Annotated in this window: 5 protein-coding genes; all 5 read right to left on the bottom strand. The window is 53.3% G+C overall.

Annotation, left to right across the window (positions count from 1 at the left end; genetic code table 11):
• Nucleotides 1–333: 333 nt before the first annotated feature.
• The 5 genes from trhP to CJP72_RS05955 all read right to left on the bottom strand — a co-directional run bounded on the left by trhP (nt 334) and on the right by CJP72_RS05955 (nt 6,584).
• Nucleotides 334–1,695 carry a prephenate-dependent tRNA uridine(34) hydroxylase TrhP gene (trhP, locus tag CJP72_RS05975; protein WP_162379976.1) on the bottom strand — a complete coding sequence of 454 codons (1,362 nt, stop codon included), beginning with the start codon at nt 1,693–1,695 and terminating at the stop codon, nt 334–336.
• 113 nt (nt 1,696–1,808) lie between these two features.
• Entirely contained in the window at nt 1,809–3,920 is a 2,112-nt protein-coding gene (locus tag CJP72_RS05970; RefSeq protein WP_162379975.1) for a DUF4034 domain-containing protein, read from the bottom strand.
• Nucleotides 3,921–3,931: 11 nt separating this feature from the next.
• Nucleotides 3,932–4,651 carry a DUF1266 domain-containing protein gene (locus tag CJP72_RS05965; RefSeq protein WP_162379974.1) on the bottom strand — a complete coding sequence of 240 codons (720 nt, stop codon included), beginning with the start codon at nt 4,649–4,651 and terminating at the stop codon, nt 3,932–3,934.
• On the bottom strand, nt 4,648–5,847 hold the full coding sequence (locus CJP72_RS05960) for a PcfJ domain-containing protein (RefSeq protein ID WP_162379973.1): 1,200 nt from the start codon (nt 5,845–5,847) through the stop codon (nt 4,648–4,650). The genes CJP72_RS05965 and CJP72_RS05960 overlap by 4 nt, the downstream gene beginning before the upstream one ends.
• 26 nt (nt 5,848–5,873) lie before the next feature.
• Nucleotides 5,874–6,584 (bottom strand): tetratricopeptide repeat protein, encoded by a 711-nt coding sequence (locus CJP72_RS05955; RefSeq protein ID WP_162379979.1) that lies wholly within the window; start codon nt 6,582–6,584, stop codon nt 5,874–5,876.
• Between the last annotated feature and the right edge of the window lie 27 nt (nt 6,585–6,611).

The raw sequence follows: 6,611 nt of genomic DNA, 5'->3' as shown, positions 1-6,611 counted from the left end.
TCATCATCACGTTCTCCGGATTTAGGTCAGGAACGTGTCAACGCTATTCAGGATGGGTCACAGTTAAAACAAAAGCCCCGCAAATGCGGGGCTTTTTGTATCGATGTGGTCAATGTGTGGACATTGATAGAAATAAATCCATTTATTTCATTAAGTTAGAACAAAAAAATACGCCTGCGTAAGGGAGATTACGCAGGCTAAGGAGGTGGTTCCTGGTACAGCTAGCATTTATGGGTTATGTTTTTCAGCGGATGGATAATACCCTTAATAAACGAAGCGGTATGTGATCGGTTTCTAAAAATCATTCCATCATGAAAAAATAACATGAATTAATTACTTAGCATGCGGGTTACGTGTGGATTCACCGGCAAAATTACGCATTAACAATGCATAGTTAAGGTCGATATCCTGCGGGATTGGCATCCAGACCGTGTAGCCGTCACCCGGTGCAACAGGCATTGCTTCGCCTTTGGCATTTTCCAACTGCTCAAGGTTAAAATTCACATTGCCTTGTGGCGTCATCAGTTCGAGGCTGTCGCCGACGGTGAATTTATTCTTCACGAGTACCGCTGCCAGTTCACCTTTACGCTCGCCCGTAAACTCACCGACAAATTGCTGACGCTCCGAAACGGAGAATCCATACTCGTAATTCTGGTAATCATCATGCGTGTGGCGACGCAGGAAACCTTCGGTGTAACCACGATGCGCCAGGCCTTCCAGCGTTTCCAGCAGTTGCGGGTCAAATGGCAGACCAGCTGCGGCATCATCAATGGCTTTGCGGTACACCTGTGCGGTGCGCGCGCAGTAGTAATAAGACTTGGTACGACCTTCGATTTTCAGCGAATGAACGCCCATCTGCGTCAGGCGTTCAACGTGGGCGATGGCGCGCAGATCTTTCGAGTTCATGATGTAGGTGCCGTGTTCGTCTTCGAACGCCGTCATGTACTCACCCGGGCGCTGAGCCTCTTCGATCATGAATACTTTGTCTGTAGGCGCGCCAATACCCAGCGTCGGTTCAACGTTCTGGACAGGGATCGGTTCGTATTTGTGGACGATATTGCCGACCGCATCTTCTTTCCCTTCCTGCACGTTGTATTCCCAACGACAGGCGTTGGTGCAGGTTCCCTGGTTCGGGTCGCGCTTGTTGATGTACCCGGAAAGCAGGCAGCGGCCAGAGTAGGCCATGCATAACGCGCCATGAACGAAGATTTCAATCTCCATTTCGGGCACCTGATTGCGGATCTCTTCAATCTCTTCCAGCGACAGCTCGCGGGAAAGGATCACGCGGGTCAGTCCCATCTGCTGCCAGAATTTTACCGTCGCCCAGTTGACGGCGTTCGCCTGAACCGAGAGGTGAATAGCCATTTCCGGGAAGTGCTCACGAACCAGCATGATGAGCCCAGGATCGGACATGATCAGAGCATCCGGCCCCATTTCCACCACCGGCTTCAGGTCGCGAATAAAGGTTTTCAGCTTCGCGTTATGCGGGGCGATGTTAACAACCACGTAGAATTTTTTGCCAAGCGCATGGGCTTCATTGATGCCGAGCTGCAAATTTTCGTGGTTGAATTCATTGTTGCGCACGCGCAGTGAATAACGCGGTTGACCCGCATAGACAGCATCTGCGCCATAAGCGAAAGCGTAACGCATATTTTTCAGCGTTCCCGCCGGGGAAAGGAGTTCCGGTTTAAACATAGTGTTCTCGTTCTGATGACAGGTCAGATCCGTCCCAGCGAGTGAGACGGTTAGGGGAGTGCCCCCACTTTAAGGGCGGGCATTGTATCGCTAGCGGGCGTGCGAGTAAACGGCTACACCATCGGGTTAACCTGGCCTGGCAATTCCGAGGCCGGGATACGCACGGTGTGCCAGGTATAACGCATGCGTTTCCAGCGCGTATCGAAATGCACCTTGTAGAGGCAATCTCTGACTATCTCATTATCGGGATACAGCGTGTCGGCAAAGTAGGCCCAGCGAGCACTTTGCTTTATATTAAACAACCGCTTATCTTGCTTGTTACCGTACAATCGCGCGAGCGTCACCATTGCCTGAAGCGTGCCTTTGTTCGCTTCCTCCAGGAGCAGATCTAAATAAGAATGCGCCAGCGTCAGATCGGTAGCTTCAAAAATGTTGAGCAGGAACAAATCTTTAGCCTGTTCGTGGCCCAGTTGATGCGCCTGCCAGAGATTATCGAGGAGATTTTTTTCGTAGACTGCCCATTTTGCGGGATCGTCATCTTCCATGCACAGTCGCTGATGACAAATCGCGAGACTGAAATAAATATCGCGTAAATCTGCTTCGTACTCGCTATATCCACCATTGGCGATCAGACGCCAGGGCGCGCTGTCGCGCTGGGCGATGTGGTCGAGCAGAATCTGTGCGGCGTGCTGATAATGCTTTAGCGCTGTGCGGGTTTGATAAGGCACAAGGGTGCCGTTGTCCCGATTGTTATATTCATCCGCCAGCCATTGAAGCGTGCCGGGAATATTACGCTCTGCGCCAACTTCCGCCAGCGGTACGCAATATTCAGGACGGTTGAGCCAGCCGAAGGAGCGTATGGTCCATTTCCAGGTCGCGCTATGTTGTATCGATGAAACCCGATCCAACCATGCAGCGCCTGATTCTGGATTTTTCTCAAAGCCAAACAGTCCCGCATACTGGAAATAACCGCGATAAATCACGGCGGCCCAACCTTCAGCGCACTCTGAATTCTGACAAATAAAATTATAGATCCAGTGGCTGTTGGGAAATTCACGTAGCGCAAACTTCAGGGCCTGATAAGTGAAGTAATTGTCTAACTTCTTTTTCTCCATGACTGCGTGTTGAATGCAGCCCCAGAGCGCCTCTTCATCGTCTAAATCGTCATAGCAGTTAAGCAGCCACCCCAGCGCATTGTGGCGATCTTCCTGATTCCGGGCATGGCAGGCCACGGCTTGCGCTTTCGCGAGGGTTTTGGTTCTGATCTCAAGCTCTTCAATCTCTTTGATGCTCAGGTCGCGATACTCATCCCACCAAATCAGCAGCTCCAGGTGTTCGCGCTCGCTATCCGAGAGATGAGCACAGGCCGCAGACGCCAGAAACGCATGAATCTCTTCATGGGTGCCGTTCCAGCGTGGCATGCGAAACGGAAGATACTCGTCCAGCGCAGAGTACGCTGTTGGGAAAATCTTCAGACATACCGTGATCCAGTATTTGAGGCTGAAGTCATCCTCGGCGGTCAGCAGCACGGACGGTCGCGGCAAAGAAGGGCAAACGGCGTTATCCAGCGACAAACCGGAATGGGCCATCAGTGCATCAATTTCCTGCGGCGAGCGCTGATGGTATGTGGCAAGTTTCGGAACGCCTGGGGTGCCGACGGTCTCGTTACCTTGCAGATAATCCGCCATCCAGTCGGGGAAACCGAATACCTGCGCGTTGGTGTTGGCGAGTGAGGCGGCCATCCACTGGCGCGGATCGCAGTCGATGGCGTTGATTGCGGCGATCATCATCTGTTCATTGCAGGCACTGGCGCACACCCACATGGCGTGGGTCGTGTCGCGCGCCCAGCCGTAGCTACGGTACAACCAGGCACGGTGGTTCCAGTATTGTGCTTGCGCAAGCCAGGCGTGCGTGGAACGCGGGCGCGCGTTTTGCCAGGCTTTGATAAGTGCGAGGCCTTCCGGTCCGGCTTCAACGAGCGGTTCCAGATCATAGCGGGGGTTACACATCTGCGTCCAGGCGAGGAAATAGCGTTTTTCTGCGTCGCGGGAGGTGAAGCTTTCCGTCAGCGCATCGTTGAACAGCGCGTCCAGCTCATCGTAGCGCGCATGGCGCAGGTAGCTGGCGATATCGGCGATGAACCACTCCCGTTGCCCGCTGTTTTCCGCCATTTTCTGGTAACACATTGTCGCGGTAGCATTGAGTACGCGATCGTTCAATTCCATATGTTCGTCTCTCAATTGAGTTCAAAAATTTTAAAGGTATTCCACGGCAATTCTCGCCAGTGGCTAAGTGGATCGTCCAGATATTGCATGACTTCCTGGAGATCGCGTCCCGCGATTGTCGTCGGTGTGTGGTGGAGTTCCAGCCATATCTGGCGCGCGCGAACGTAAGCGGTAGCGTAATCTTCCCAGCTGTGAAAACAGTCCTGGGCGCGCTGGGCGTTGAGGAATAAAACCAGCCATGCTTGCTCGCTGCTGCACCAGCCGAGTCCGGCGATGCAACGCGTTAAAAAGGCCGTTCGCGCGCAGTCGAAAGCCAGCGCGTCACGCACCTGTCCCCGGGCGGCTAACTGATCATAAAACCCGCGTGGCGTTTTACCGACACCGGCAGGCCAGCGCTGTAAAATATCGGCAACCTGCTGGTGTAGCGTCTCTTCGCGCAGATTTTCCGCCAGTCCCAGCTCTTTTTTCACCTGTTGCGCCAGGTGTTGGCGTTGATGCTCATCAATTGGCAATGCCAGCGTGACGTCTTTCGTTTTCAAACCGTTGCGTAAAATAAGAATGTCCGCCAGCGCCAGCGCCCATTTGCGTCGACGGGTGTCGCGGCGTCGTTCTGCCAACCGCGCGTGTTCTTGCGCCTGCGCGGTGGGGGCTTTTCTTCGCGCCGCTTTTTTGCATTTCCAGAGAATCACCAGGATCGCGACCAACAGTGAAAGGAGTAGATGCAATGTCATTTCCTCTCGTCGGTGGTTAAATAGCGGGTGGTTTGCAGCGTGACGCTTTCAATTTCAAACGGTTCGCAGGTGGTGTTTTTTCCGGCAATGGTGGGATGCCACAGTTGCTGTGGGTACAACATTTCGGCTGCTGTTGCGACCATCGGGTCGATCGTCCGTAGCTGGTGCAGTTCGCCCGGCGCGCTGTGTAGCAGCAGCCACTGCAGCGCGATAGGCGGGTCCGGGACGTGTCTCAGTAAATGGAAATTGTTATGTAACACGCTGAGCAGAAAACCTTCATCGTGGATATCGGTAATGAATTTCCAGCCTTCATGGTCCGGCGTTTTTTCGTAAACAATCCCCATGCCTTCGCAGTCGGCATGGCGTATCGGTTGCGGTGCGACGTGTCGCAGTAAACGCAGAACATCGGTGGCGTATTTTTTCACCGGATGGCGGTTTTGTTTGCCTTTGATCTGCTCGATTTCCAGTCCGTCACGCTTTACCTGCATGCTAATGGTGACATGAGGAATATTATTTTCGTCGCGCAGGCTAAACAGGCGCATTGCCCCCTGTTCAATTTGCCTGGCGTAGTAGTCACCGTAGCCGCCGGCCAGGGTGTTGTTATCCTGAAATTGCCCCACGCAGTGCTGCATGTGCCAGGATTCATAGGCCATTTCGCAACGTAGCGCCGGATGCATAGCATCAAATTCAACCAGCGTCCCGCAGGTCACGCTGAGCACTTTTTTTAGCACTTCCTGGGTAGCAGGATGCCAGCCTTGCTGACGGCGGCGCTGCATTTTTGCATGTTCCGCTTCGCGCATCGCCAGGGCGGTAAAACAGTTGATACGCTGCAACTTGCCTGCCAGTCGGGTCTCATTTTGACGGGAGAGAGACTCCACCAAATTACGCTCCGTGGCGTGCAATTGTGGATGTTGCGGGTCGAGGTAGTAGAAGGTTGCGCCGCCGGTAAGTTTTGGCGGCAACCAGTCGGGCATGTCAGTTTGCGCACCGAACCAGGTGGCATAATCAAGCGCGTTTCGAATGGGGGAAACGAGGGGAAAACTGCCGATAGCCCAGCGATAAAAGTGGTTGGTCAACCAGCGGCGAATGTCTTCGCTGTCACCGCGCTGTTCACTGCGCGAAGCAATGGTCGCCATCACATCGGTGGAATTGATGACATTGCGGGGCTGGTATGTTTTAACGCTATCTGCACTCATGGCTTTCCCTGCCTGGTTTGGGAAGGTCAGTCAACGCGCAGATAACGCCCGTCGGCGCTGACGTTAGCACCAAAACCGCATTGGATGGGATCGTCTGTTTTCACGTCGATCGTGTCGGGCGAAACGGTTAACGAGATGTCACAATGGATATAATCGCCTTCTCTGAGCGCGATGACGCCGGCATTGTTTTTTAACGTGACCTTCTCTGAGAACTCGCCCATATTGGGACCGTAATATATCGCCATCATGCCAAAATAATAGCCCTGAAAATCTACCTGGTAGTCGGATTTATTTTTCAGCGGTTTTATGCTAAGCGTTTCCCAGGTGCTCAGCCCTACGTAATTCCAGTATTCGCCCGCTGCAGTTGAGGGGGTGGGCAGCGCCGCCAGTTTGTCTTTGATCAGTCCCAGATTGTAAACAGACTTGCGATCGTCAGGTTTGATCATCAGCCAGGCCCGGGCTTTACGCCACTCGCCCTCGCGCATCCAGGTGAGCGCAACGTTGTTGTAGGCTGTGGCTCTGGCTTTGTCGTCAAGTTGGCAGCCTTCGCTCCAGATCACCTGCTTTTCAAACGCGGCACGCGCGTTGGCGTAGTTTTTCGCTTTGTAGAATTGTTCGCCCTGACGGGCATAGTCGGGGATTTTTGCGCAGTCGGCGGCAAATTGTTGCTCGGAGATTTCTGCGTGAGCGATGCCGGAGATCAGCAGAAGCAGTAAGGCGCTATTTCTTATACCCATGATATCTATGACAATCCCTTCGTCCGG

The sequence above is a fragment of the Citrobacter sp. NCU1 genome, from assembly GCF_010231475.1.
Taxonomy (GTDB): Bacteria; Pseudomonadota; Gammaproteobacteria; order Enterobacterales; family Enterobacteriaceae; genus Citrobacter_D.
Note: the sequence above shows the minus strand (reverse complement) of the source record. Positions and strands in the feature narration are given on the sequence as shown.